Origin of the sequence: Stappia stellulata (assembly GCF_020176715.1) — a bacterium.
GTDB lineage: Bacteria > Pseudomonadota > Alphaproteobacteria > Rhizobiales > Stappiaceae > Stappia.
Window position 1 is genome coordinate 294,450 of record NZ_JAIVMF010000002.1, and the last position, 25,679, is coordinate 320,128.

The 25,679-nt window shown below is 65.6% G+C and carries 24 protein-coding genes and 3 tRNA genes; 17 read left to right on the forward strand and 10 right to left on the reverse strand.

The features are described from left to right. Positions 1-3: 3 nt before the first annotated feature. The 3 genes from LC092_RS04320 to LC092_RS04330 form a co-directional block, all read right to left on the reverse strand. Complete coding sequence (locus tag LC092_RS04320; RefSeq protein ID WP_224805204.1) at positions 4-1,290, reverse strand: TRAP transporter large permease; 1,287 nt, start codon at positions 1,288-1,290, stop codon at positions 4-6. After that, a complete protein-coding gene (locus LC092_RS04325; protein ID WP_224805205.1) occupies positions 1,287-1,787 on the reverse strand; it encodes a TRAP transporter small permease in 501 nt (166 codons plus the stop codon). Before LC092_RS04325 ends, LC092_RS04320 begins: the two co-directional genes overlap by 4 nt. 279 nt (positions 1,788-2,066) lie before the next feature. Continuing rightward, the gene (locus LC092_RS04330) at positions 2,067-3,092 is read right to left on the reverse strand and encodes a TRAP transporter substrate-binding protein (protein WP_224805206.1); all 1,026 of its coding nucleotides are present in this window, start codon (positions 3,090-3,092) and stop codon (positions 2,067-2,069) included. 199 nt (positions 3,093-3,291) lie between these two features. Between LC092_RS04330 and LC092_RS04335 the strand changes: the two genes are divergently transcribed. Continuing rightward, complete coding sequence (locus LC092_RS04335; RefSeq protein WP_224805207.1) at positions 3,292-4,188, forward strand: helix-turn-helix domain-containing protein; 897 nt, start codon at positions 3,292-3,294, stop codon at positions 4,186-4,188. A gap of 196 nt (positions 4,189-4,384) precedes the next feature. Here the strand turns inward: LC092_RS04335 and LC092_RS04340 are convergent. Both LC092_RS04340 and LC092_RS04345 read right to left on the reverse strand, forming a co-directional pair. Next, a tRNA-Glu gene (locus LC092_RS04340) sits at positions 4,385-4,460 on the reverse strand. A 179-nt stretch (positions 4,461-4,639) separates the two neighbouring features. Further along, positions 4,640-5,080: a VOC family protein gene (locus LC092_RS04345; protein ID WP_224805208.1), complete on the reverse strand. Its 441-nt coding sequence runs from the start codon at positions 5,078-5,080 to the stop codon at positions 4,640-4,642. 391 nt (positions 5,081-5,471) lie between these two features. Between LC092_RS04345 and LC092_RS04350 the strand changes: the two genes are divergently transcribed. From LC092_RS04350 to LC092_RS04370, 5 genes are all read left to right on the forward strand, one after another. Then, positions 5,472-6,029 carry a cold-shock protein gene (locus LC092_RS04350; protein WP_224805287.1) on the forward strand — a complete coding sequence of 186 codons (558 nt, stop codon included), beginning with the start codon at positions 5,472-5,474 and terminating at the stop codon, positions 6,027-6,029. A 50-nt stretch (positions 6,030-6,079) separates the two neighbouring features. Then, a complete protein-coding gene (locus LC092_RS04355; RefSeq protein WP_224805209.1) occupies positions 6,080-6,577 on the forward strand; it encodes a DUF192 domain-containing protein in 498 nt (165 codons plus the stop codon). 211 nt (positions 6,578-6,788) lie between these two features. Then, a complete protein-coding gene (locus LC092_RS04360; RefSeq protein ID WP_224805210.1) occupies positions 6,789-7,289 on the forward strand; it encodes a methanogen output domain 1-containing protein in 501 nt (166 codons plus the stop codon). Beyond that, a complete protein-coding gene (locus LC092_RS04365; RefSeq protein ID WP_224805211.1) occupies positions 7,273-8,235 on the forward strand; it encodes a sensor domain-containing diguanylate cyclase in 963 nt (320 codons plus the stop codon). Before LC092_RS04360 ends, LC092_RS04365 begins: the two co-directional genes overlap by 17 nt. Before the next feature lie 157 nt (positions 8,236-8,392). Then, a tRNA-Pro gene (locus LC092_RS04370) sits at positions 8,393-8,469 on the forward strand. 14 nt (positions 8,470-8,483) lie between these two features. On the opposite strand, the gene LC092_RS04375 is transcribed toward LC092_RS04370, so the two are convergent. Both LC092_RS04375 and LC092_RS04380 read right to left on the reverse strand, forming a co-directional pair. Further along, positions 8,484-9,509 (reverse strand): aKG-HExxH-type peptide beta-hydroxylase, encoded by a 1,026-nt coding sequence (locus tag LC092_RS04375; protein ID WP_224805212.1) that lies wholly within the window; start codon positions 9,507-9,509, stop codon positions 8,484-8,486. Positions 9,510-9,645: 136 nt separating this feature from the next. Beyond that, positions 9,646-9,918: a hypothetical protein gene (locus LC092_RS04380; RefSeq protein ID WP_224805213.1), complete on the reverse strand. Its 273-nt coding sequence runs from the start codon at positions 9,916-9,918 to the stop codon at positions 9,646-9,648. Between the two features lie 73 nt (positions 9,919-9,991). Between LC092_RS04380 and LC092_RS04385 the strand changes: the two genes are divergently transcribed. The 3 genes from LC092_RS04385 to LC092_RS04395 all read left to right on the forward strand — a co-directional run bounded on the left by LC092_RS04385 (position 9,992) and on the right by LC092_RS04395 (position 11,573). Further along, the gene (locus LC092_RS04385; RefSeq protein ID WP_224805214.1) at positions 9,992-10,948 is read left to right on the forward strand and encodes a hypothetical protein; all 957 of its coding nucleotides are present in this window, start codon (positions 9,992-9,994) and stop codon (positions 10,946-10,948) included. Positions 10,949-11,100: 152 nt separating this feature from the next. Beyond that, positions 11,101-11,406 carry an ETC complex I subunit gene (locus LC092_RS04390; RefSeq protein WP_224805215.1) on the forward strand — a complete coding sequence of 102 codons (306 nt, stop codon included), beginning with the start codon at positions 11,101-11,103 and terminating at the stop codon, positions 11,404-11,406. A gap of 91 nt (positions 11,407-11,497) precedes the next feature. Then, a tRNA-Arg gene (locus LC092_RS04395) sits at positions 11,498-11,573 on the forward strand. Positions 11,574-11,627: 54 nt separating this feature from the next. Here the strand turns inward: LC092_RS04395 and LC092_RS21255 are convergent. Then, positions 11,628-13,859 carry a putative bifunctional diguanylate cyclase/phosphodiesterase gene (locus LC092_RS21255; RefSeq protein ID WP_318245901.1) on the reverse strand — a complete coding sequence of 744 codons (2,232 nt, stop codon included), beginning with the start codon at positions 13,857-13,859 and terminating at the stop codon, positions 11,628-11,630. A 206-nt stretch (positions 13,860-14,065) separates the two neighbouring features. On the opposite strand from LC092_RS21255, the gene LC092_RS04415 reads away from it, so the two are divergent. Next, complete coding sequence (locus LC092_RS04415; RefSeq protein ID WP_224805216.1) at positions 14,066-15,625, forward strand: Na/Pi cotransporter family protein; 1,560 nt, start codon at positions 14,066-14,068, stop codon at positions 15,623-15,625. Between the two features lie 6 nt (positions 15,626-15,631). Here the strand turns inward: LC092_RS04415 and LC092_RS04420 are convergent, their stop codons facing one another. After that, a complete protein-coding gene (locus tag LC092_RS04420) occupies positions 15,632-16,453 on the reverse strand; it encodes a phosphodiesterase (protein WP_224805217.1) in 822 nt (273 codons plus the stop codon). Positions 16,454-16,654: 201 nt separating this feature from the next. On the opposite strand from LC092_RS04420, the gene LC092_RS04425 reads away from it, so the two are divergent. The 4 genes from LC092_RS04425 to LC092_RS04440 are packed head-to-tail and all read left to right on the forward strand — an operon-like array spanning position 16,655 to position 20,412. Beyond that, positions 16,655-18,394 carry an ArnT family glycosyltransferase gene (locus LC092_RS04425; RefSeq protein WP_224805218.1) on the forward strand — a complete coding sequence of 580 codons (1,740 nt, stop codon included), beginning with the start codon at positions 16,655-16,657 and terminating at the stop codon, positions 18,392-18,394. After that, positions 18,387-19,322, forward strand: coding sequence for a phosphatase PAP2 family protein (locus LC092_RS04430; protein ID WP_224805219.1), 936 nt, complete (start codon positions 18,387-18,389; stop codon positions 19,320-19,322). Before LC092_RS04425 ends, LC092_RS04430 begins: the two co-directional genes overlap by 8 nt. Next, positions 19,319-20,101: a glycosyltransferase family 2 protein gene (locus LC092_RS04435; protein WP_224805220.1), complete on the forward strand. Its 783-nt coding sequence runs from the start codon at positions 19,319-19,321 to the stop codon at positions 20,099-20,101. Before LC092_RS04430 ends, LC092_RS04435 begins: the two co-directional genes overlap by 4 nt. Next, a complete protein-coding gene (locus tag LC092_RS04440; protein WP_224805221.1) occupies positions 20,095-20,412 on the forward strand; it encodes a lipid-A-disaccharide synthase N-terminal domain-containing protein in 318 nt (105 codons plus the stop codon). The genes LC092_RS04435 and LC092_RS04440 overlap by 7 nt, the downstream gene beginning before the upstream one ends. Before the next feature lie 99 nt (positions 20,413-20,511). Here LC092_RS04440 and metC read toward each other — a convergent pair whose 3' ends face one another. After that, positions 20,512-21,693, reverse strand: a complete 1,182-nt coding sequence (gene metC, locus LC092_RS04445) for a cystathionine beta-lyase (RefSeq protein WP_224805222.1) — start codon at positions 21,691-21,693, stop codon at positions 20,512-20,514. 286 nt (positions 21,694-21,979) lie between these two features. Between metC and LC092_RS04450 the strand changes: the two genes are divergently transcribed. The 3 genes from LC092_RS04450 to LC092_RS04460 all read left to right on the forward strand — a co-directional run bounded on the left by LC092_RS04450 (position 21,980) and on the right by LC092_RS04460 (position 25,656). After that, positions 21,980-22,996: an amino acid ABC transporter substrate-binding protein gene (locus tag LC092_RS04450; protein ID WP_224805223.1), complete on the forward strand. Its 1,017-nt coding sequence runs from the start codon at positions 21,980-21,982 to the stop codon at positions 22,994-22,996. Positions 22,997-23,146: 150 nt separating this feature from the next. Further along, the gene (locus tag LC092_RS04455; RefSeq protein ID WP_224805224.1) at positions 23,147-24,349 is read left to right on the forward strand and encodes an amino acid ABC transporter permease; all 1,203 of its coding nucleotides are present in this window, start codon (positions 23,147-23,149) and stop codon (positions 24,347-24,349) included. A 5-nt stretch (positions 24,350-24,354) separates the two neighbouring features. Beyond that, positions 24,355-25,656: an amino acid ABC transporter permease gene (locus LC092_RS04460; protein ID WP_224805225.1), complete on the forward strand. Its 1,302-nt coding sequence runs from the start codon at positions 24,355-24,357 to the stop codon at positions 25,654-25,656. The last annotated feature ends 23 nt before the right edge of the window (positions 25,657-25,679 follow it).

Below are 25,679 nucleotides of genomic sequence, written 5' to 3' on the forward strand. Positions count from 1 at the left end.
CACTCATCCGAACACGAGCCGGGGCAGGAACGTGGAGATGTCCGGCACATAGGTGATGATCGCGAGAACGATTAGATTGGCGATGATGAAGGGCCACAGTCCCGAGATGATGGTCATCACCGGTTTCGACAGGGTCGAGGAGGCGACGAAGATATCGAGCCCGAAGGGCGGCGTGATCATGCCGATGGAGATGTTCAGCGTGACGACCATGCCGAAGTGGACCGGGTCGATGCCGAGCGCCATGGCCACCGGAAAGAGCGGCGGCACCAGGATCAGCAGCGCCGAGTTCGGATCGATGAACATGCCGGCGATCAGGAAGCAGACGTTGACGATCAGCAGGAACATCACCGGCCCGGCGTGGATCGCCTCCAGGAAGTTGGTGATCGCGGTCGGCACCTGCGCCAGGGTGATGAAATAGGACAGGAGGCTGCCCATCGCGAGCAGGATGAAGATGATCGCGGTCGAGATCGCGGCGCGTTCGGTCACGTCGAACAGCTTGCGCCAGGTCAGCTCGCGAAAGACCAGTCCCTCGACGAGGATGGCATAGATGACGCTGACGGCGGCCGCTTCCGTGGGTGTGAAATAGCCGCTGTAGATGCCGCCGAGGATGATGAACGGCATGCCGAGCGCCCAGCCCGACTGGCGGATCGCGACGAGCCGCTCGCGCCAGCTTGTGCGCGGCGCGCGTTCGACGCCGCTGCGGCGGGCCTCGATTGCCGCCATTACGGCGAAGGCCAGACCGAGCACCAGACCGACCGCGAGGCCGCCGACAAACAGCTTGGCGACCGAGGTGCCGGTCATCCAGCCGTAGATGATGAAGGTGATGGAGGGCGGAATGAGCAGGGCCGTTTCCGCGCTGGAGACGATGAGGCCGAGCGAGAAGCGGTCGCTGAAGCCGGCCTTGCGCAATTCCGGATAGACCATGCGCGCCATGGCGGCGACGGTCGCCGGCGCGGAGCCGGAGACGGAGCCGAAGGCCATGGACCCGCCGATGGTGGTGTAGCCCATGCCGCCGCGCAGGTGGCCGATCATCGTCTTGACGAGGCCGGTCAACCGGCTGGCGATCTGGCCCGCACCCATCAGTTCCGCGGCGAGGATGAAGAAGGGGATCGCCAGGAGCGTGGTGTGGTTGATGCCGCCGAGAATCTTCTGCGCGAGAACCGGGTCGGGGAGGTTTCCGTAGAAGAATTCCTTGATCATGAGCGCGGGAACGCCCAGCACGAGGAACATCTCGAAGCCGAGAACGAGCAGCAGGACGGCTGCGAGAACGACGAGTGCGATCAGGATCATAGGTCCTCCGACGCCTGTCCGGCGAAACGATCGATGCGACCGAAGAAGCTGAGGGCGTAACGCAACGCCATCAAAGCGAAACCGGTGGTCGGTGCGAGATAGATCCAGAAGACGGGGACGTTCAGCGTCGGGCTTTTTTGGCCCATGCCGTAAACGAAGGCGGTCATCTGGTAGCTGAGGTAGACGAGATAGACGCAGAAGACGAAGCCGACCGCGTCGATGACCTTGCGCAGCGGCAGCCCGCTCGCCCGCGCGATGCGGTCGCGCCAGGTGTGCACGCCGGCGTGGCGGCCCTTTTCCAGCGCGAGGCCGACCGAGAAGAAGACGAGGAACAGGCTCATCAGCCGGACCGCCTCTTCCACCCAGGCGAAGTCCGACGCGAAGGTGCCCCCGACCTGACGCGCAAGCACGTTGGAGAAGTAGAGGACAACCATCGACAGAAAGATGGAGACAGCGGCGATACGCTCGGCTGTTCTTATGGCGGTCAGTATTTTCAAGGGACTGTCCTTAGCACGGGGGGACCGGTCCATGACCGAGGGTGAAACGGTTCGAGGCGGAGCGCTTTTCGTCAACACGCCAATGAGCCGGAAACGGGGGCCATTTTCGCGTCATTCGCAACGTGCGGGAAGCGCACTCCCGTCAAAGCCGGAGCCAATGGGCAGGGCGGTGCGGGCGTCGTCTGCGCGCGCGTCCCGACGCTGCGGGCCCCGATGCCGGACCCTTTTGAGGGTCCGGCAGGAGAGAGACCGATGCCGACACGCGGAACCGGCCGGAAATTACTTGGCCGTGGTGGCCTCGTATTCCTTTTCGTAGATGGCGATCAGGGCTTCGCCTTCCTCGCCGGCGCGGTTCAGATAGGCGGCGCGTGCGGGCGGGTACATCACATCGCGGAAGGCCGCCTTTTCCTCATCGCTCATCACGCGGATCTCGATGTCGGACTTCTTGATCTCCTCAAGCGCGGCGTCGACGGCCGCGGACTTGTGCGCGATCAGCTCCGGGATGACTTCCTGGAACGCGGCGACGATCGTGTCCTTGTGCTCCTGCGGCAGGCTCGACCACCAGGCCGGGTTGAACAGGATCACGTCTTCCATGGCACCGTGGTTGGAAACCACGAGATGCTTCTGTACTTCGTGGAACTTCATGCGCTGGATGGTGTCGAGCGGGTTTTCCTCGCCGTCGACGACGCCGGTCTGAAGTGCGGTGTAGAGCTCGCCGAAGGGTAGGGCGATGGCCGATGCGCCGAGCGAGTTGAACTGCTCGATCAGGATGTTGGAATCCATCACGCGGAACTTCTGGCCGGCGAAGTCGTCGAGGCTGGCGAGCGGCTTGGAGGAGGTGAAGTTCTTGCGTCCGTTCGGCCACAGGCCGATGCAGGTCACGCCGCGCTCGTCGAAAGACTTGCAGAGCGCGTCGCCGAAGGCACCGCCGCGGATTTCCTGGGAGACCTGTTCGTCGTTCGGCAGCAGGAAGGGAATGTCGAGAATGGACACCGCCGGGTTGAAGCCGCCGAGGAAGGCGGCCGGGGCGACCGTGCCCTCAAGCGAGCCGAGCTGGACGCCTTCGGTCATCTCGCGCTGCGAGCCGAGCTGGCCCTGCGGGAAAATCTGGAACTCGACGGCGCCGCCGGTGCGCTCCGCCACGAGTTCGGCCACCTTCTCGAGGTGGACGTGGCGCGACTGCTGCGCGGACTCCAGATGTCCGATCTTCGCGGTGAACTCTGCGGCATAGGCGCCGGAGACACCGGATATGGTGGCGGCGACAAGCAGGCAGGAAGCCGATAGATTACGAATGCGCGTGTTCATTGTGACCCTCTCTGGAATTTTTACATCCGGGAAGGGAAGAGCGTAGGAGCGGACATTTTTCCTGTCAACGACAAATCTCAAAATTGAGACACTAGCTCTTTAAGTCTAATAATTGGTACGATGCTTTCCGTTCGGGCGCCGGTCGCGTTGACAAGCCCGTGCGGTGAAGCCAAGACAAATTTTAGTGGAAGGATCGGGCGTGCCGGACGAGGAAACCATCAGCTTCTCCGATATTGGCGCGAGATTGAGAGCCTATCGTCTGGGCAAGGGCCTGTCGCCGGAAACGCTTGCCGAAAAGCTCGGGATGTCCCGCGCCGCCCTGTACCGGGCGGAAAAGGGCGAGATTCGCAAGATCGAGGCGCTGACCAGCATCGCCGCCGAACTCGGCGTCTCGCTCGCGAGCCTGATGGGGGTCGGCGTCGAATATGTCTCCAGTGCGGTCGCCTTCTTCGAGCGCATGCGCCAGCTGGAGCAGAACTGCGAACAGATCATCGGTCTGTTTAGTCCGGTCTCCTACCTTCTGACCTCCGACGCCTATGACGACATGCTGCGCGAGGTGTTGCTGGAATCGATCCCGGAAAGCGCGATGAGCGCGCCGGCGGCCGCCGATCTGGTGGCCTCCCTGCTGGAGATCCTGCGGGCCCGCAAGACGGCCTTTCACCAGCGCCGGCCGCTGATCGTCAGCCTGATCGCCTCTGCGGATCTGGAGCGTTTTCTGCTGCACGGGTTGATCGGGCGCCACGACCTGCCGGCCGATGTGGTCCGTGCCCGGCGCGTTCAGGCCCGTCGCGAAGCGGAATCGATCCTGGAGATGCTGCGGGAGGAACCGATCGGCATTCAGATCGGCATCGTGCGCGAACCGGTGCCGGCGACGAGCTTCCAGATCTTCCGCCAGAACGGACGCTCGCTGGTGGCGATCAGTCCGTTCCGGCTCGGCGAGCAACCGAATATCCGGCTTGGCGTCGCCCTGATCACCGCCGCGCCGGAAGCCATGGCCTTGCACGAGGAGATCGCCAAGGGGCTTTGGCAGGATGCGCTGAAGGGCAAGGACGCGGCGGAATATCTGGAAGCGATGATCGACAAATACGCGGTGTGACGCGCGCGACCGCCAGCTGGCCTTGAGAGGGACGCGGCCGAGCGTGCGTGCGCGCCGTGCGGTCAAGACACCGCATCTGCAGCGGATCAGCGTGCAGCGTCCCGGGCGGAGCCTGGTGCGGTCATCGGTCTGATTTTTTGGGGGGAGGCGGTGTCGCGAGCCATGCTCACGATCGACGGTTTGACCGGAAGGAAAGTGGTACGCCCAACGGGACTCGAACCCGTGTTTCCGCCGTGAAAGGGCGGCGTCCTAGACCGCTAGACGATGGGCGCCCGGTCCGTCGATGTGGGCGGGTTATAGGCAGAATTTTTCGCACAGGCAAGGGGGTAGATGCACCGTAATCCACAGCCGTCTTCGCAGCCGCGAAAAAAGAGGGCGGGGCGGCGGCCGGCAGGGGGCAGGCCCGTGCGCGGGGTCCGGTGACCCGGACCCCGCCGCCCGGCAGCCGGAGCTACCAGGTGCCGGTGTTGCCCATCGAGGCCCAGGGTTCCTTCGGCGCCTGCGCCTCGCCCTTCTGCAGCAATTCGATGGAAATATTGTCCGGCGAGCGGACGAAGGCCATGCGTCCGTCGCGCGGCGGACGGTTGATGGTCACGCCGGCGGCCTGGAGCTTTTCGCAGGTGGCGTAGATGTCATCGACCTCATAGGCGAGATGGCCGAAGTTGCGGCCGCCGTCGTAGTCTTCCGGGTCCCAGTTGTAGGTCAGTTCGAGCGCCGGCGCGGATCCCTTCTTGAAGGCCTCGACGTCTTCGGGCGCGGTCAGGAAGATCAGCGTGAAGCGGCCGGCCTCGCTCTCGTGGCGGCGCACCTCTTCAAGGCCGAACTTGTTGCAGTAGAAATCCAGCGATTCGTCGATGTCGCGGACGCGGACCATTGTGTGCAGATAGCGCATGAATACCTCCTTGATGCCGCTGCAAGCGGCCTTGGCGGGGTCGCCGCCGGCCGGGCGACGGTGCGCGGCAGCCTGCGGCGGGGATGACCGAAACACTATGGAGTTGCACGCCCAGATCAATGGCCGACATGCCGGGGCGGCGATTTTTGCCGGCCGTGCCCGCGATTTGCGCAGCCGGTTCCAAAGTCCGGGCTTTGCGAATCGATCAAAAGCGTTTCACACTTCGTCGGTGGGACCATTGACACTTTTTCGCAATTAGGTGTGGTCCCGCCGGCGCGGGATGTTATCCTCACCACGCGGAATCGTTGGTGTTGCGATGCTCGCGAAGGCGTATCCAGCTTACGGCGTATCAGGGGCGTGGACGATGAAGGACGTGGGAACGAAACACGCCATGGCGGTGCCGGACGGGGCAGCGGATGACCCCGGAGCCGACCTGGATGTGCTCGCCGGGTCGATCAAGTGGTTCGACGTCGCGAAGGGCTACGGCTTCATCGTGCCGGACAATGGCGCGCCCGATGTGCTTTTGCATGTGACCTGCCTGCGCCGCGACGGCTACCGCACCGCTTATGAGGGCGCCCGCATCGTCTGCGAGGTCACGCCGGGCACCCGCGGTCTCCAGGCCTTCCGCATCCTGTCGATGGACGAGAGCACGGCCGTTCATCCGTCCCAGCTTCCGCCGTCGCGCACCCATGTACAGGTCGTGCCGGAAAGCGGATACGAACGCGCCACCGTCAAATGGTTCAACCGCGTGAAGGGCTTCGGCTTCCTGACCCAAGGGGAGGGAACGGAGGATATCTTCGTGCATATGGAAACCCTGCGCCGCTTCGGCATTACCGAATTGCGGCCCGGCCAGACCGTGATGGTCCGGTTCGGACAGGGCCCCAAGGGCCGCATGGCCGCCGAGATCCGCCCGGACGGCGAGGGCGTGCATATTCCGTCGTCGCACTGATGCTCCCGCATGCCGCACCGGGCAGGCCCCGGAAGCCGACGCCCTTCGCGATGTTTGCGCTTCTGGTCGCGCTGCTCGCCGGGGCGGTCGTCGGTGTTGCCTCCGGGGAGGGCGTGTTTGCGCAGGGCGCGCGCGCCGAGGCGGCGCTGGAGTTGCGCCGCGAGACGCTGTTCGTGATTTCCGCGTCCGGCCGTCACCGTTTCGAGGTCGAGATCGCGGAGACGCCGCGGGCGCGCGCCCGTGGACTGATGTATCGCGAGGCGCTGGCGCCCGATGCCGGCATGCTGTTCGACTTTCAGGAAGAGCGCGAGGTCGCCTTCTGGATGAAGAACACGCTGATCCCGCTCGATATGATCTTCATCGAGGCGTCGGGGCGGGTTGCGCATATCGCGCGCGAGACCGAGCCGCTGTCGGAGGACCTCGTTCCCTCCCGCGCGGTGGTGCGTTTCGTTCTCGAGGTGCCCGGCGGAACGGCGGCGCAACTGGGCATCGTGCCGGGCGACGTCGTGCAGAGCGACCTGATCGGCTCCGCCGGACAGCCGGGTTGACGGAGCCGGGCCACCGCCCAGGGTTGTTGCCCGATACACCCACTTGAAGTCGCGTTTCTATTGATGGTTGTTGTTTTTTTGGAGATCCCCTTTCGCGTCCGAATTCTTTCGAGCAAGTCCCATGATCAGTTTGCTTTTTAACTAGCGTTCTGTGACGATCATCCATGATCGTTGGTTCGAAAGGGTTGGTTGAATGTCGAAGGTGACTTCCATGGCCACTCGAGATTTCAAGATTGAGCTGGATGACGTCAGTTTTTTTCAGGGCATGATCGGCACGCTTGCCGGCACACTTGAGGAGGTCGTCGGGCTGGAGGATGCCGCGTCCTTTGTCGGCGTTGTCGGGGGCAAGATCGGTGACGATCTGGCGTCCCAGTATGTCGCTGAATTGCAGGGGCAGCCGCCCAATGCCGAGGTGTTGGGCACCATCCTGGTCGACATGAAATCGCGGATCGGTGGCACCTTTCGCATCGAGACCTTCGATGAGGATGAGATCGTTCTGGTCAACTCCCGATGCCCCTTCGCCGAACAGGTCAAGGGGCGTCCGTCGCTGTGCATGATGACCACCAATGTGTTCGGGCGGATTGTCGCCACCGCCAATGGCTATGCCCATGTCGAGATAGAGGAAGCCATCGCGACGGGTCATCCCGGGTGTCGGGTGCGGGTTCACCTGTCGCCTCAGGAAAATTCGAATGGCTATGAGTTCTTCCCCTGATGCGCAGCTTTTGCTGCGCGGCTTGACCATTGCCATCGAGAATATGCCGAAGGCCACCTTCGTCGTCGACGAGGACGGCGGCCTGTGGTTGTCCAACCGCGCGGCGCAGCGCCAGTACGGCAAGGTTGAGAACATGCGGTTTCCCGAGCTTTTCGCCGAAGGGCCGGAGCGTGTGCGCGCGCGCCTGTCGCGGGCGTTCAAATCGTCGACGCCGGTGTTCATCGGCCTGGAAGGCGTGACCGGAGACAGGATGACGTTTTCCGGCTGGCGGCTGTCCGACGTGTCCGGACTGGGCCGGCCGCTGGCGATCCTCCAGCTCGACCAGACGAAGACCCTGGTCGGAAAGTTCCTGTCGGCCGCCGAGGATGCGATGCGCAGCAACCGCCGGCTGGCCGACAGTCTGGCGCAGCAGCGCGATCTTCGCCACGAGGCGGCCCGGCTCAAGCGGCTGAACGAGACCGACCCGATGACCGGCCTGCTCAATCCGGTCGCGTTCCGCCATCAGGCGGAGCGCCTGCTTGCCGAGGTGCCTGACAGGCTGGCGCAGGTGGCCCTCATCTATCTCGATCTCGACAATTTCAAGTGGGTCAATGACACCTTTGGCCATCAGGCCGGCGACACGGTGATCCGCTCCACCGCGCGGGTGTTGCACCGGGCCATTCGCGAAGGCGACATTGCCGGGCGGCTGGGGGGCGACGAGTTCATGGTTGTCCTGCGCAACGCCGACCGGGAGGCGGCCGGGGCCATCGCCCTCAGGATTGCGACCGGCATTTCCCGGCCGCTGTCCTGGTCCTCGCCGGGGCAAACGGCGGTGAGCACGATCAAGCCGATGGCGTCCTTCGGGATCTCCTGCGCGACCGTTGCCGGCCAGACGCTCGAGGCGCTGCAGCATGAGGCGGAGGAGGCGATGTATCTGGCGAAGCGGCACAAGCGGCACGCCGGATAGGCGGGCGGTCGCGGTTAGATCAGCATCCGGCCGGGCGCCGCTCGCGTGATGCCGCCAGGCTTCGCCAAAGGCGCCGACGGAGGGCCGCCGGCGCAGGGCACGATCTGCATTTCCGGCTTGACGGAGAGGTCCGAAGCCCGATACACGGCAGACCGGACGGGGTATAGCGCAGCCTGGTAGCGCATCTGCTTTGGGAGCAGAGGGTCGCAAGTTCGAATCTTGCTGCCCCGACCATTTCCGAAATTTTTTCAGACAGTTGCTGCAGGATCCGGTGCCGGGAGCGGCTCAAGCGCCTGCATGTAGGCGTGGGCGGCCTCCATGATCGCGCGTCCCGTCGGCGTGTAGTCCGCGTGGACGGCGAGCACGTCGTAGCCTTCCTGGAAATTCGCGCGGCTGTGCCGGGCAAGCGCCGTCGCCTGCGCCCGTGCGTTCTCGTCCAGGCTCGGCGAGCTGATCAGCTCGCGCATGGCGACATGCATGCGCGCCAGGACGAAGGTCGCGTGATAGATGCCGTCCAGCGGCCGCGGATCGAGGCGCAGCGGCGACGAATAGCGCTCGTTTTCCGGATTGAAGACATAGAATTCCACCGGGGACATGGCAAACAGCGTTCCGTGCGCGGCTTCGTGCACCAGCGTTTCGGCAAGAGCGATCGGGCCGCGCGTTCGCGTCATGTTGATCAGCACGGTGCCCCAGCGTCTCAGGCTGCTGGCGCCGTCGAACTCCAGGTCGTCATGGACCTTGCCGTGAACCGGAACGATCTCGGAGACGAGCGTTTCCATTTCGCCATAGGTCACCGGGGCATGCACGCGCAGGAGATCGAGGCTCGCGCGCAGTTTGGCGAGGGCCGCGTCGCAGTCCTCACCCATCAGATGCGACAGTTGCTTGTCGTGGAGGGAATCCGAGACGAACTGCCGGCGAAGGGCCGCTTCTTCCTCGGCGCTGAAGGTCTCGCGATTCAGCGGACGCAGCTCAAGCGCCGGCGGCGTCGTGGCTGGGTCGTAGGTCATCAGCGCGTCGATCGCCCGCTGCAGGGCGGTCAGATCCTGGGCGGAGACGGCGTCGACCGCGTCGAAATAATGGCCGTAGACAGCGGGCGGAAGGCGCAAGGGCTGCGCGAGCCGGGCCACCAGCGCGTCGGCCCGCGCATTGTCAAACGCGACATGGCCGCTGCAGCGCTCGAAGAGATGGGCAAGGCTTTCCCGGAAGCGGGCATGCAGGGCGTCGAGATGCTCTATGGCGGCGTCTTTACCCGGCAGAAAGAGAGATGTCGACATCGGCTGACCCTGGCACAAGGCGGAAGGATTGCGACTCGCAACAAATGTGTTGCTCGCAGCTCGGTCAAGAAAAAGGCGCCGGACTGTCGGTCCGCCGCCTTCGTATCATGATGTTTGCATGCGAGTGTCGTCGCGGTCAGCCTTGATCAGGCTCGATAACGGGCTTGGCCGCTCCAACCATGCTGGCGCCGTTCAGGCGCGCGCCCAGGACCTTGGTCTCGTCGAGACGCAATTGCTCGCTCGGTCCGGTAACGGTCGGCTTGGCCTGTCCGACCTTTCCGGTTCCGACCATGCGATCTCCGGTCAGCCGGTTGCCAAGCAATCTTGAATTGTCGAGAGAAACGGGAAAGCTCATGGTACCTGCCTTGTAAAAATTGACAAAAATTCTTAGCACAATGGATGCGTGCATTCAAACCGTCCTTGCGGTTTCGCAATCCTGCAATCGGACCCGCCGCATCCGCAAGGAAAGTGTCGTATTTCCCATGATCCATTTTTTCACCACTGCCGACCATGCCTATACCCTCAATGGGATCCGCAAGTCTCCCTATCGCCGCTTTCCGGTCGCCTGCCGCACTTACGACTGGCTGTTTCGCCAGCGCAGGATCGTGGCGAGCGCCTGTGTGTTCACCGATCTCGACCGGCTTCGCTATTTCGAGCTCGCGGAGGCCGCGAAGGTCTATCGCCGGCTGCGCGTTGCCGGGGTGAGGGTGTTCAACGACCCCGCGCGGGTGCTGCTGCGCTTCGACCTCTTGAGCACGCTGCAGCGTCTCGGCATCAACGACTACCGGGTCTACCCGGCGGCGCAGCGCCCGCGCCCGGAGCGCTTTCCGGTCTTCCTGAAGTGCGAGGAGGGGCACAGCCAGCACTTCGACCGCTTGCTGGAGGACCAGGCGGCGCTTGATGCCTCTCTGGACGAGGTCCAGGCAGCGGGCGCGCCGCTGACGCGCATGCTGGTGACGGAATTCGCCAATACGCCGGTGCGCGACGGCGTCTACCGGCGTCACACCATCTACCGGGTCGGCGACGTCATGTTGCCGGGAAACTCCGTGATCGAGGGCAGCCCTTTCGTTAAATACGGGCAACGCGGCCTTTCAACCGATGCCGAGTTCGAGGAAATCGTCGCGGAAATGGCATCCAACCCCTATGCCGAACGTCTCCGGCCGGCGTTCGAGGCCGCCAACATCGACTATGGCCGCGCGGATTTCGGGTTTCGCGACGGACGTCTCGCCGTCTATGAGATCAACACCAATCCCTCGATCGGATTGAAGGGCGGCTCGCGTCACGAAGGCTTCAACGCAGCCGTGGATCGCGGCTTGCGGGCCCTTGTCGAGACCCTGGGGGAGATCGGCAGCGAGCCGGTTGCCGCGCGCGTCGCGTCATCGGTCTGGGACATGACCCGGCTGCGCCCGGTCTTCGGCCTTCGCCTGCCGCAACCGTGAGGGTCGGGCCTGCGGTCCGGGTCGTCGCTCGTGGGGGAATGCGGCGGGTTGTGTGCAGCTCGCCATTGACTTCGCGCCGTGCGGACGGAATAAACGAAGCCGTCCCGGTTCCGCCGGTGACAGGCGAAGCTCTTGTTGACGGAAGACGCCCGATGGTCGCACGCATCTACTCGCCGGCAAAGACGGCAACGCAATCCGGTCGGGGCAAGACCCACGAATGGATCCTGGAATTCGTTCCGGAAACCGCACGCTCGATCGAGCCGCTGATGGGCTATACGTCGTCCTCGGACATGAAGCAGCAGGTGCGCCTGCGCTTCGAGACGCAGGATGAGGCGGTCGCTTATGCCAAGCGCAACGGCATTGCCTATCGCGTCGAGACGCAGCAGACCCGTCGGGTTCCGAAGATCGCCTATTCGGACAATTTCCGCTACGACCGGTTCATGCCCTGGACGCATTGAGCGGTCCGCACATGGCTCAATCGGGCCGGAGAGGCCCCGCGCGTCCGGCGCTCCTGCGCAAGGCCGGTGAAACGACTGTCCCGGCCCAAGTGGCCCCGTAGCTCAGTGGATAGAGCACCGGCCTTCTAAGCCGATGGTCGCAGGTTCGAATCCTGCCGGGGTCGCCATTTTTTTCAATGGATTCCAATGATTTCGCAACTGTGGTCGCGGCGCCTTCCGCGTCAGCCCGGTGATGGTGCTGCGCGCAGATACGCCTCTATCGCCGCTGTCTCGGTCGTGGGACGGCCGAACAGGTAGCCCTGCGCGAAGTCGCAGCCGTTGCGCTGCAGGAAGGCGCGCTGCTCTTGGGTTTCGATGCCTTCGGCGACCACATCGAGGCCGAGCGATTGCGCCAGGGAGATGATGGTGCGCACGATCGCTGCGTCATCCGCGTTCGTCGTGCAGGCGGCGGTGAAGGACTTGTCGATCTTCAACCGGTGGACCTGCAGGCGGCGCAGGTGAATGAGCGAGGCGTAGCCGGTGCCGAAATCGTCGAGCGCGATGCGCGTGCCGAGCCGGTGCAGTTCACGCAGCGTGGTGGCGATCGCATCCGCCCAGCGGCCGAAGATCACGTTTTCCGTGACCTCGATTTCCAGCGACTGAGGTGAAAGGCCGTGGCGCGAGAGTGCGTCGCCGACGGTTCGCGCGAAGCCCGGATCGCGCAATTGCTGCGCCGAGACATTGACCGACAGCGTGCCCGGATCGAGCCCGAGGCTGTGAAGTTGCGACGTGCGCGCCAGGGCCTTGGCAAACAGCACCTCGCCGAGGGCCATTGCAAGGCCGGTCTCCTCCGCCAGCGGGATGAACTCCACCGGCGGGATCGCCGTTCCCGCGTGCGTCCAGCGGGCCAGGCTCTCGAAGCCGCTGTGGGCGGCGCTTTCGGTCTCGACGATGGGCTGGAAGGCGACTTCCGGCTCGCCGTGTCCGATCGCCATGCGAAGCGCCTCGGCCAGCGTCTGGCGCCGCGCCCGTACGGCACTGTGCCGGGGCGAGAAGAAGACATGGGTGTTGCGCCCGGCCGCCTTGGCCTCAAACAGGGCGATATCGGCATGTTTCAGCACTTCGCCGGGCGTGCGCCCGTCGCGGGGATAAAGTGCTGCTCCGGCCGAGATGCCGATGGCGGTCTGCCGGCCCTCGACGAGGACGTCGTCGCACAGCCTGACGGTGATCCGCTCGATCACCTTGGCGACCGAGGCTTCCGTCGGCGCCTCCTGCAGAAACACGGCGAATTCGTCCCCGCCGAGCCGGGCGACGACGTCGCCGTCGTTGACGCAGCCGCGCAACCGCTCCGCGATGGTGATCAGCACGCTGTCGCCTGCCTCGTGGCCGAGCGTGTCGTTGATGTCCTTGAAATGATCGAGATCGATGAGGATCAGCGCGCCGCCGCCGCCGATGTCCTGTTGCAGCGTCAGCGCATCCTGCATGCGGTTGCGCAGCACGGCGCGGTTGGCGAGCCCGGTCAGGTCGTCCTGCTCGGCAAGGCGGCGGATCTCGTCGTCCTTTGCCCGCTGCTCGGTCACGTCGAAGATCACGCTGTGCCAAACCGTCGTGCCATTGGCCAGTCGCGACGGCTGGCCGCGTCCCTGCAGCCATTTCATCGTCCCGGACGGCGGGGTGAGCCGCCAGGTCTGCGTCCAGGGCTCCAGCGTGTTGGCCGAGTCTACAACCGACGCGCGGACGGCGCCGACGTCGTCGGGGTGGATCATCTCCCAGATCTGCGCCGGATCCTTGCCGATCTCCTCGGCGCTCAGTTCCCAGAGCGCCTCGCAGCCCGGACTGAGATCGTGGATCTCGTGGGTTCCGTCGGCATGAAGGCAATAGCGGAAGATCGCGCCCGGAACATTCTCGGCCAGCGCGCGAAACCGGATCTCGCTTGCCTGCAGGTCGTGAAAGGCGCGCATCTGGCCGGTCACATCCGTGATCGTGATGCTCCAGGTTTCCGTCTCGCGAATGTCGTTGCGCGGGATGCCGCGCGCCACGACCCATTTCAGGCCGCCGTGCCGGTGGACAATCCGGAAGGTGCTGACCCACTCGCGCTTGCGCTCGCTCGCCTGTCGCAGGATTGCGCGCACCTGCGGCTCGTCTTCAACGTGGATGAGGTTCCAAAGCTGACCCAGATCCGCGCCGATCTCGGCCTGAGTCAGGCCCCAGATGGTCTCGCAGCTCTCGCTGATGAAATCGATCGAAAAGCCATCGCCCGGGCCGCGCGACACGCGCATCACGACGAAGGACGGCGCCTCTCCAAGCTGGAACCTCGATATCGTCTCCCTGGCGACCGCGTCCGGCTGGTTCCTGTCGCGTCGCGCGGCCTGTTCGGCGCGGGTGTCCCCGGAGGCTGCGCCTTGGCGGGTCCCGCCCGCAGGGGCGTCAGGCGCGGTCGGCGTCGTGCCGTCTTCGCTTTGCACCGCTGGCATGGTTTTCTTCTTGTCTTTTTGCGACATGCGCATTCATTATTTTTCAGGAATCTTAAATATTACAATACCTACGGCATTATAGGGGGCGAAGATCAAAAAGAAATTGGCAAAAATCGCGCGAAGATCTTCCCCGTGAACGAAGCTACGCTCTCCTTGGTGTCAGTCCGGATTGACGCGGCCGGAAGACGCTGAAAAAAGTTCGCAAGATGAATGACAGTGTTCTTCTCGGCCTCGGTGGCGTCGGTCTGTTTCTGGTGGGCATGACCGTCTTGACCGATGGCCTTCGGGCGCTCGCCGGCGGAGGCTTGCGGCGAACGCTGGCGCGCATGACCCGAAGCCCCGCGAGCGGCGCCTTGGCCGGCGTGGTCTCGACCACAATGCTGCAGTCGTCGAGCGCCACCACGGTGACCACCGTGGGCTTCGTCGGTTCGGGGCTTTTGACCTTTCCGCAGGCGATCGGCATCGTGCTCGGCGCCAACATCGGCTCCACGGTCACCGGATGGCTGGTCGCGCTGATCGGCTTCCGGCTCGATGTCGGGTTGCTTGTCCTGCCGCTCTTGCTCCTCGGGGCGTTGTTGAAGCTGTTCGGGCGCGGGTCGCTTCGCAATGTCGGCTGGGCGCTGGCCGGGTTCAGCGTGCTGTTCCTCGGCGTCGATGCGCTGAAGGACGGTCTTGCCGCCTTCGAGGGCGTGGTCACGCCCGGCGACTTTCCCGACGACACCTTTTGGGGGCGGGCGCAACTCGTCGGCATCGGCTTCGCGATCACGCTGGTCACCCAGTCGTCCGGGGCGGGGGTCGCGACGGCGCTTGCGGCGATGGCGGCCGGAACCATCTCGCTGGCGCAGGGCGCGGCGCTGGTGATCGGCATGGACGTCGGCACCACGGCCACCGCCGTGCTGGCCGCCCTCGGCGGGTCGACGGCGATGCGCCGGACGGCGGCCGCCCATGTGGTCTACAACGTGATGACGGCGGCGATGGCTTTTGCGCTGCTAACGCCCTTTGCCGCGCTCGGTCCGCATATCGTCGCGGCACTCGGGGACGAGCAACTGGCGCTGGTGGCCTTTCACACCACCTTCAACATCATCGGCGTCCTGGTGATCCTTCCCTTTGTCGGCCCCTTTTCGCGGCTGGTGGAGCGACTGGTGCCAGAACCCTCCGCCGCGCATGCGGTCCGGCTCGATCCGAAACTCCTGTCGGAGCCGGCGGCGGCGCTGGATGTCGCCGGTGCCAATGCCCGCGATCTCCATCGCCAGTTGGCCGGCAGCGTTCAGGCACTGCTGGCGCCGGGCGGGGCTGCGGCGGAGCCGGCGCGGTCGGTGGCGGATGTGGAGGCGGGCATTGCGGCGCTTGGCGACTATCTCTCAAGGCTTGCCCCGGACGACGGCGACCCGGAGGTGCATCGCCGCAATCTCGCCCTGCGCCACGCGCTCGACCATCTGGCGCGGGCGGCGCATCGCGCGTCGCAGAGGGAGCGCATCGACGCCCTGCGCGGCAGCCCGCGCCTGCGCCGGCTGTCCGGGCTGTTGCGCGCGATGGCGGCGGAGGTGCGCGACGGCGCCGACGACGGCCGCATGGCGTCACGGTTCAACCGGCTCAGGCGGATGCTGCGGCACCAGCGCACCAGTTTCCGCGAACGCACCATCGAGGCGGCGGCCGCGGGCGCCATCGACGCGGAGACCACCTTGTTGCGGCTCGAGGCCGTGCGCTGGCTGCACCGCGTCACCTATCACCTCTGGCGGATCTCGCATCATCTCGCCCGCCTGTAAGGCGTCCTACCAGGTCACGCCCTCGTCGGCGAAGAAGGGGAAGGGACCGGGAAAGGCCTCGACATAGGCCAGATGCGTCACCACGCCGCCGTCCGGCGTATGGTGGTGCAGGAAGAACCCGGGCGGCTCCATGATGAACTTGCCCGCCTCTTCATCGCCGAGGTCCAGATGTACCTGATGGCCGGTGCTGGGGGCGAGCGTCATCACGGTGCCGCCGACGGAGGCGATGATGGTGCGGTGGATATGGCCGCACATCACCCGCTGGACATGGGCGTGCCGGCCGAGCACCTCGGCGAAGGCCGCCGAATCCGCCAGTCCGATCCGGTCCATGTGGGCGATGCCGGTCGGCGCCGGCGGGTGGTGCACCGCGATCAGCGTCGGCCGGTCGCTTTCCGCCAGCGTGCGGTCGAGCCAGGCGAGCTGCGCCTCGCCGAGCTTGCCGTGGGGCTTGCCGGGGACGGAACTGTCGAGGGCGACGAGCCGCACGTCGCCAATGTCCACGGCGTAGTGGATCTTGTCCGCGCTGCCCTGGTCGATCGGGCCGACTTCGCTCAGCAGCTCGCGCATCATCGCGGGCGAATCGTGATTGCCGGGGATCACGTAGACCGGAGCCTTGATGCGGCTGAGCAGTCGCTGGACGCCGGCGTACTCGCGGTCGTCGGGGGCGTCCGCGAGGTCGCCGGTCACCACCACGGCGTCGGGCCGGGGGTCGAGCGCGTTCAGCGCCGCGACGGCGCGCTCCGCCAGCATGTTGGTCTCGCTGACCCGGTAGCAGGCAAGGCCTCGGGGGCGGATGTGCAGGTCCGTGATCTGCGCGATAAGGGTCATTCAGGTGCTCCGTCGGTGCATCGGGGAGGGGGCTCGGGCCGCCTGGGACTGCCCGAAAGCTAGCGCCCGCGCGCGGGGAAGGCGAGAGAGTTGTGCGTGAACGGTTTCCCTTTTGCGCGCGCTCATGTAGGAAGCGCGCGGGGGCCGGACCGCGCGCGGGCGCGGTTGCCATTACCAGTCGGTCGCATAGGCTTTACGACAATGAGCGAAACATCCGCCGGGCGGGGAACGGAAGGCTTCGAAACGGCAGGAGCGCGCTGGCTGCGCCTCATCGGCAGGCGGGGGCTCGCCCCGCTCGTTCTGCTTCTTCTGGCGCTCGTCTTCTTCGCGCCGGGGCTTTCCCAGGTGCCGCCGCTCGATCGCGACGAGCCGCGCTTTGCCCAGGCCACCAAGCAGATGGTGGAAAGCCGCGACTTCATCGATATCCGCTTCCAGGACATGGCCCGGCACAAGAAGCCCGTGGGCATCTACTGGCTGCAGTCGGCGGTCGTCGAGGCGAGCGGTCTCGGCCATGACGCGCCGATCTGGGTCTACCGGCTGGTCTCGCAACTGGGCGCTGTGCTCGCGGTGCTGCTGAGCTACTGGTGCGTGCGCGCCTTTGCCGCGCCACCGGTCGCTTTCGTCGCCGGCGCGCTGGTCGCCGCCTCGCTGATCGTCGGGGTGGAGGCGCGGCTTGCCAAGACCGATGCGATGCTGCTTGCCTCGATCCTCGCCGCACAGGGCGCGCTTGCCCGGATCTGGCTTGACCGCGCCGCGCTGCGCGGGCGTCCGCTGCTGGCAACGCTGTTCTGGGGCGCACTGGCCGTGTCGGTGCTGATCAAGGGGCCCGTCGGGCCGCTGGTGGTCGGCCTGACCGTCGTGTTCCTGTCCATTGCGACGCGCGATGTCGGCTGGATCCGGCTGCTCTATCCCTTGCGCGGCATCTTGGGCTTCCTTCTCGCGGTCCTGCCGTGGTTCGTGGCGATCTATCTGCAGACGGACGGCGCGTTCTTCGCCGAGGCCGTCGGCAAGGACCTGCTCGGCAAGGTCGCGACGGGACAGGAAAGCCACGGCGCGCCGCCGCTCACCCATCTGGCCGCAGCACTTGGCACCTTCTGGCCGCTGTCGGCCTTCATGGTGCTGGCCCTGCCGGGCCTGATTGCCGCGCGCCGTGCGCCGGCGGTGGTCTTCGCCCTGTGCTGGGTGGTGCCGACCTGGCTGATCTTCGAGTTCACCGCGACCAAACTGCCGCATTACACGCTGCCGCTGCTTCCGGGCATCGCGCTGCTTGCCGCCGTGCTGCTGTCGAAGCAGGAACAACCGCCGTCGAAGGGCTGGCGCTATGCCGCCGCCGGTCTGCTGTTCGTGCCGATCGCGGGTGTCGCCGCCGCCAATTTCGTCGCCGGCCCGGTCGTCGGCGTCTGGCCGTCGCCGCCCGGCGCGGTAATCGCCGCGCTGGCGCTGGTGCCGGGCGTGGCGGCGCTGCGCGCCATGGCGCGGGGGGCGGCGCTGCGCGCCTTGCCGCGCGCGCTTCTGGCCGGTTTCCTGCTGATCGTCGCGACCTGGGGCTTCACGCTTCCGGGCCTGTCGCCGATCTGGATCAGCCCGCGGCTGGCCGACGCGGTGGCGCAGGAGGCAAGCTGCCCCGCGCCGCGCGTCGCCAACGTCGGCTTCAACGAACCGAGCTATATCTTCCTGCAAGGCACCGACACGTTGCCGACCTCGGTCGAGGGTGCGGCGCGCTTCCTGGTGGAGGCGGACCCGGAGCCGGGAGAGGGCGCCACGGCGCGCTGCCGCATCGCCGTCGTCGATGCCCTGCACGAGGCGGCGTTCCTGGCGGCCCTGGCGGAGCTGGGCGCGCCGCGCGAAAAAAGCACGGTGCGGGTCACGGGGCTGAACATCAACGGTGGCGACGAGATGGACATCGGTCTCTACAGCGCAGAGGAGACGGGGCGTGAGTGACGACAGCGGAAACGGCCGTGGCCCCGCGCCGGCGGCGGACGGCCGGTTGCGGCGCGGGTTCGAGCGGGCGCGCGACAATGCGTTCGCTATCCGCGCGCTTCTGGCCGGTCGCGAGCACAGGGTCGCCGTACAGCGCCCGCCGCTGCCGCCGGGACACCGGCCGCAGGACATCCTGGCGGTGCTGCTGCTGACCGTCGGCATTGCGGTGATCGTGCTGGATATTCCGACCTATCCCTGGCTGCGCTCGCTGCCGCAGCAGTACAAGAACGCCTTCATCGCCATCACGGATCTCGGCAAGGGGCACTGGATCCTGTGGACCACCGGCATCTACTGCCTGGCGACGCTGGCGCTCGACTGGGACCGGCTGACCTGGCGGGCGCGCATGGCGCTGTCCAGCTTGTGGACCTTTTGCGCCTATATCTTCGTCGTGGTGGCATCAAGCGGCATCATCGTCCTCTTCCTCAAGTGGGTGCTGGGGCGTGCACGGCCCAAGCTCTATGAGGAGGTCGGGCCGGTGCACTTCGACTTCCTGGCGCTGAAGGGCGCCTACACCAGCTTTCCCTCCGGCCATTCCACCACGATTGCCGCTCTGGCGACGACGCTCGCGCTGATCTTCCCGACCTACCGCTGGCTGATCGTCGTCTGCGGGTTCTGGATCGCCTTCAGCCGCATCATGGTCGGCGCACATTATCCGAGCGATGTCATCGCCGGGACGCTGCTCGGCCTGAGCGTCGGTGTCGTGGCGGCACGCTGGATGGCACACCGGCGAATCGGGTTCCGCTTCAACCGGCTCGGCGCGATCACCCCGATCATGGGGCGGGTGAGCTTTCGCGCCTGCGTCCGTGCGCTGTGGCGTTCCGCCACGGGCCGGCGCAGCCTGATGCGGCCGGCCGCGCCCGCAGGACCGGCGACGGGAGACGCCTCATGAGCGCGCAGGCATCCGGACAGGAGCCGGAGATTTCCGTCATCGTGCCGGCCAAGGACGAACGCGAGAACCTTGGGGAACTGATCGAGGAGATCGCCGCGGCGCTTGCCGGACGGGCCTTCGAGATCATTGTCGTCGATGACGGCTCCAGCGACGGCAGCGCGGAGATGCTGGCCGCGCGCGCCCGCGAGCTGCCGTTCCTGCGCGCGTTGCGCCACGCTTCCGCCTGCGGCCAGAGCGCCTCGGTGCGCTCCGGGCTTTATGCCGCCCGCGGTGCGGTGGTGGTGACCATCGACGGCGACGGCGAGAACGACCCGGCCTACATCCCGGCGTTGCTTGCAGCACTCGAGGCGGCGGGGCCGTCGGTGGCGCTTGCCTCCGGCCAGCGCACCGGGCGCAAGGCAAGTGCGGCCAAGCGGCTGGCGTCGCGCTTCGCCAACCGGTTGCGGGGCTGGCTCCTGAAGGACCAGACGCGCGATTCGGGCTGCGGGCTCAAGGCGCTGCGGCGCGATGTGTTCCTGCGCCTGCCGTATTTCGACAGCTGGCACCGGTTCCTGCCGGCACTTGTGCTGCGCGAGGGCTACGGCGTGACCCATGTCGACATCGTCGACCGGCACCGCCGTCACGGCAGCTCCAAGTATGGGATTTTCGACCGGGCGTTCGTCGGGATCCTCGATCTCTTCGGCGTGTGGTGGCTGCGCCGCCGGCGCAAGCGCATCCCGCAGCTGTCCATCATTGCCGGACTGCCGGCCGACGAGGCGAAGGAGGAATCGCGGTGCTAGCCGATCTGACAGCCTGGCTCTACAGCGTTTTCATCGAGCGGTTCGACGGCTGGGTGGCGCTCGGATTTGTCGCGCAGGCGATGTTCATGATGCGCTTCGTGGTGCAATGGGTCGCCTCCGAACGGGTCGGGCGCTCCATCGTGCCGGTGGCCTTCTGGTTCTTTTCCATCGCCGGCGGCAGCCTGCTGTTTGTCTATGCGATCCAGGTCGGCGATCCGGTGTTCATCGCCGGCCAGGGGCTTGGCCTGATCATCTATTTTCGCAATCTCTGGCTGATCTTCCGCGAGAAGCGCCGCGATCCGAGCATCTGAGGTCGCCGCTCCGCAGCCTGAACGCGAACCGCCCGCGTCGCGGCAAGTCATGCCGGGACGCGGGCGGTTTCGTTTTGGTTCAGGTCGCAGTGGCGCGGATCAGCCCATGAGGGCCTTGAACCCGGCTTCCAGATCGGCGCGGATGTCGGTCACATCCTCCAGCCCGATATGCAGGCGAATGCCGGGGCCGCCCTCCGGCATCGGCGTTGCGGTGCGCATGCCCTTCAGCCGCACGGGGATCGCAAGGCTCTCGAACCCGCCCCAGGAATAGCCGAGCCCGAACAGGCGCAGTGCATCGAGGAAGGCGCAGCTTTGCTCGAAGGTGACGTCGTCGCGGAAGTCGAAGGCGAAGAGGCCGGACGCTCCGCAGAAATCGCGGCTCCACAGTGCATGGCCCGGATCTTCGGGGAGCGCGGGGTGGCGCACACGGGCGACCTCCTCGCGGGTCTGCAGCCAGCGGGCGATCTCCAGTCCCGCTTCCATGTGCTGGCGTAGCCGCACATGCATGGTGCGCAGGCCGCGCAGGCCGAGGAAGACGTCATCCGGGCCGACGTGGATGCCGAGCGCGCCGGCGGTGGCGTCGAGCGCCTCCCAGGCGCGCGGGCTTGCCGCGACCGTTCCCAGCATCGCGTCGGAATGGCCGACGATGTATTTCGTGCCGGCCTGGATCGACAGGTCGACGCCATGGGCAATCGCCTGGAAGTAGCAGGGCGTGGCCCAGGTGTTGTCCATCACGACAAGCGCGCCGGCGGCATGGGCGGCCTCGGCAATCGCCGGGATGTCCTGCATCTCGAAGGTGAGCGAGCCGGGCGCCTCGGTCATGACGGCCCTGGTGTTGGGCTTCATCAGCGCGGAAATGCCGGCGCCGATGGCGGGGTCGTAATAGTCGATCTCGATGCCGAGCCGCTTTAGCGTCGTGTCCGCCAGGTGCCGTGTCGGTCCGTAGGCGCTGTCGGTGATCAGCAGGTGGTCGCCCGACGACAGGCACGACAGCAGCGCCAGCGCCACGGCGTTGAGGCCGCAGGAGGCGAGCTTCGCGCCGGCCGCACCTTCCAGTTCCGCGATGGCCTCTTCCAGGGCGTCGGTGGTCGGGTTTCCCCTACGGGCGTAATGGTAGGTCTGTTTGCCGGACAGCATCGTCGCGGTGTCGGGAAACAGCACCGTCGAGGCATGGGCGACCGGCGGGTTGACGAACCCGTGAAAACTGCTCGGCGCCCGGCCGGCGTGGGTCAGGCGTGTCGCGAGACCGGCACTGCCGTTCGACTGTGAAGCGGACATCATCTTCCTTTCGGAACAACTGTTGGGATTTTCGGAATGTGAAAAAATTTTCACAATTCCCGGGCAGCATGACGTTGCGCCCCTTGACCCTTAGCCATAAATGCCATCGAATGCACCCGTGAGATAACGGTGGCATGTTTGACGACCAGAAAACAACAATGGTCGCGGCATTGCCGGGAGGGGAATTCCAGTGACACCAATGCTGCGCATGGTTGCATGCTGTATCCCTTGCACGTGATCTCGGACGAACCCGATATACAGACAGGGCAAAAGAGAAGGCTGCATATCCATGACGAACAAATTTCTGACGATCGCGCTTGGCGCCGCGCTTGGTTTGAGCGCCACGGCCGCTTCCGCCGCGACGCTTGACGATGTCAAGGCCAAGGGCTTCCTGCAGTGCGGTTCGAACACCGGCCTCGCCGGTTTCGCCGCGCCGAACGACGCCGGCGAGTGGACCGGCCTCGACGTCGACACCTGCCGCGCCATTGCGGCCGCGATCTTCGACGATCCGAACGCCGTCAAGTTCACCCCGCTGACCGCCAAGGAGCGCTTCACCGCGCTGCAGACAGGCGAAGTCGACGTGCTGGTGCGCAACACCACCTGGACGATGACCCGCGACACGACGCTCGGCCTGAACTTCACCGGCGTGAACTACTACGACGGCCAGGGCTTCATGGTCCGCAAGTCGCTCGACGTGACCTCCGCGCTGGAGCTGTCGGGCGCCTCGGTCTGCGTGCAGACCGGCACCACCACGGAGCTGAACCTCACCGACTATTTCAAGGCCAACGGCATGGAATACCAGCCGGTGGTGTTTGAGAAGCTGGAAGAGGTCAACGCGGCCTATGACGCCAACCGTTGCGACGTCTACACCACGGACGCCTCGGGCCTCTATTCGATCCGCCTTCAGCTGACCAACCCGGCCGACCATGTCGTGCTTCCGGAGATCATCTCCAAGGAGCCGCTTGGCCCGGTGGTGCGTCAGGGCGACGACCAGTGGTTCAACATCGTCAAGTGGACGCTGTTCGCCATGGTCAATGCCGAAGAGCTGGGCGTGACCTCGGCCAACGTCGACGAGATGATGAGCTCCGACAACCCGAGCATCAAGCGCCTGCTGGGCGTCGATGGCCAGTTCGGCGAGTCGATCGGCCTGTCCAACGACTGGGCCGCGCGCATCATCAAGCATGTCGGCAACTACGGCGAGATGTTCGACAAGAACGTCGGCCCGGACACCCCGCTCGGCATCGAGCGTGGCGTGAACGCGCTGTGGTCGAAGGGTGGCCTGCAGTACGCGCCGCCGATCCGCTGATTGCGGTTTGATCCCGGACCCGGCGCATCGCGCCGGGTCCATTTGCATCACTTTCCGAAAACCTGAAAAATCAGGTGACAATCGCCCGAAAACGGGCAGGGGTTTCGAGCCGGGCATTCGTTCGGTTCGGGCGAGGGGATACAGTCTGACATGACACCTGTGAGCTCTGCCTCTGGCGAGCATGCGGGCGACGAAGCTGGGACCTCCTGGTTCTACAATCCGCGCGTGCGCGGGGTGGTTTTCCAGTTTCTCGTCGTTGCCGCCCTTGTTGGGGTGGTCGCATTCTTTGCCTATAATGCAAAGACCAATCTCGAGCGGGCCGGCATCGCTTCCGGCCTCGGCTTCTTTTCCGAGCGCGCCGGCTTCGACATTTCGCAGACGCTGGTGCCCTACACAAACGACAGCACCTATTTCCGGGCCTTTCTGGTCGGCCTGGTCAACACGCTGCTCGTTGCCTCCATCGGCATTCTCATCGCAACGGTGATCGGCTTCATCGTCGGGGTGGCACGGCTTTCCAAGAACTTCGTGATCCGTCAGCTCGCGCAGCTCTATGTCGAGATCCTGCGCAATGTGCCGCTGCTGCTGCAGCTCCTGTTCTGGTACAAGGCGGTGCTCTCGGTGCTGCCGTCGCCGCGCCAGTCGCTGGAGCCGATGTCGGGCGTCTTTCTCAACAACCGCGGCCTCATCCTCCCCGAGGTCATCGGACAGCCCGGCAGCGGCCTGATCGGCTACGCGCTGCTTGCGGCGATCGCCGCCGCCTTCGGCATCTCGCGCTGGGCGCGGGCGCGCCAGCTTGCCACCGGAAAGCAGTTTCCCAGCCTCATCGTCGGCCTCTGCCTGATCGTCCTGCTGCCGCTGTTGACCTTCTTCGTCACCGGCATGCCGGTCGATCTCGCCTATGCGGAGCTGAAGGGCTTCAACTTCGCCGGCGGCATGGTCGTCAATCCCGAGTTCATGGCGCTGCTTCTCGGCCTGTCGCTCTACACGGCCGCCTTCATCGCGGAAATCGTGCGCGCGGGCATCCTGGCCGTCTCCCACGGCCAGACGGAAGCCGCCTTCTCGCTCGGCCTTCGTCCGCGGCGCACCCTTCAACTCGTCGTGATCCCGCAAGCGATGCGGGTGATCATTCCGCCGCTGACGAGCCAGTATCTCAATCTGACGAAGAACTCGTCGCTGGCGGTGGCCATCGGCTATCCGGACATCGTCGCGGTCTTTGCCGGCACGGTGCTGAACCAGACCGGCCAGGCGGTCGAGGTGATCATCATCACCATGCTCGTCTATCTGACGATCTCGTTGTCCACGTCGGCCTTCATGAATTGGTACAACCGCCGTGTGGCGCTGGTGGAGAGGTAGAGGCGATGGATACGGGCTCAGTCGCCTATGTGCGCACCGAAGACGCGCCGCAATATGCGCCGCCTTCGACAAAAACGGGAGCCGTCGGCTGGATTCGCGACAATCTGTTTGATTCCGTCGCGAACTCCATCCTGACGATCGTCGGCATCGCCATCCTGGCGTTGATCGTGCCGCCGGTGATCAACTGGCTGTTCATCGACGCGGTCTACACCGGCGACAGCCGCGACGCCTGCGTCGTGGAAGGGGCGGGGGCCTGCTGGGCCTTCGTCAACGCCAAGTTCGGCCAGTTCATGTACGGCCGCTATCCGCTTGAGGAGCGCTGGCGCGTCGACCTCACCGGCATCCTGCTGATCGCCGGCCTCGTGCCGGCGGCCATTCCCCAGGTGCCGTTCAAGCGCGAGACGGTGCTTTACCTGATCGTGGTCTTCCCGATTGCCGGCTTCGTGCTGCTGACCGGCGGCAACGTCGACATCTCGGCCGGCTTCTGGATGACCTATGCGGCGCTCTCGGTGATCCTGCTCGCCATCGTCGCGGCGGTCTGCGTCAACGCCAAGATCCCGGTGGTGCGACCGCTCGCCGGGGTGGCCTTCGGCGTCGTCGCGGTGGCGCTGGTCTTTGCCATCGCCGCCTTCGACTTCGGGCTGGTCTATGTCGAGACGCAGCTCTGGGGCGGTCTGCTGGTGACGCTGGTGGTGGCCATCGTCGGCATCGTCGCGTCCTTCCCGGTGGGCATCGTGCTTGCGTTGGGGCGGCGGTCGCATCTGCCGGCGGTGCGGCTGATCTCGGTGATCTTCATCGAGTTCTGGCGCGGCGTGCCGCTGATCACCGTGCTGTTCATGTCCTCGGTGATGCTGCCGCTGTTCCTGCCGGACGGCGTGAACTTCGACAAGCTGCTGCGGGCGCTGATCGGCGTCGCGCTCTTTGCCTCCGCCTATATGGCGGAAGTGGTGCGCGGCGGGCTTCAGGCGATCTCCAAGGGGCAATACGAAGCGGCCGACGCGATGGGCCTGTCCTATTCGCAGGGCATGCGGCTGATCATCCTGCCGCAGGCGCTGAAGCTGGTGATCCCGGGGATCGTCAACACCTTCATCGGCCTGTTCAAGGACACCAGCCTGGTGCTGATCATCGGCCTGTTCGATCTCCTGGGCATCGTGACCCTCAACTTCTCGGATGCGAACTGGTCGTCGCCGAACACTCCGGCGACGGGCTTCATCTTCGCGGCCTTCGTGTTCTGGATCTTCTGTTTCGGCATGTCGCGCTACTCCATGTACATGGAGCGGCGGCTGCACAGGGGGCACGCGCGCTAGCCGCGCGCGGTCCCCGCCGACCC